This window comes from Tritonibacter sp. SIMBA_163 (assembly GCF_046535935.1).
In the GTDB taxonomy this organism is placed as follows: domain Bacteria; phylum Pseudomonadota; class Alphaproteobacteria; order Rhodobacterales; family Rhodobacteraceae; genus Epibacterium; species Epibacterium scottomollicae.
Map to the genome: position 1 here is coordinate 1 of NZ_JAWJBP010000477.1, position 270 is coordinate 270.

Sequence of the window (270 nt, forward strand, 5' to 3'; positions counted from 1 at the left end):
CTCGTTTTTTAGATCCGAAAGAATATGAATCTTTAACCCAGCAAACCTCAGGGGAATTATCTGGTGTCGGCTTGCGCCTTGAAATCAATGAAAAAAATCAATCCTTAACTGTTGTTGAACCCCTTCCTGATTCTCCCGCAGCAGCAGCCGGAATTCAAGCCGGAGATGAAATTGTTGCCATTAATGGTCAACCCACTGCTTTACTGAGCTTAGAGCAAGCCTCTAAGTTGATCCGTGGCGAGTCGGGAACCGAAGTGAAACTGCAACTGT

At 45.6% G+C, this 270-nt stretch carries 1 protein-coding gene; it reads left to right on the forward strand.

Annotated elements, in window-relative coordinates:
* A partial coding sequence (locus tag R0J92_RS23190) for a S41 family peptidase (RefSeq protein ID WP_411053404.1) occupies positions 1 to 270 on the forward strand: 270 nt, incomplete at both ends.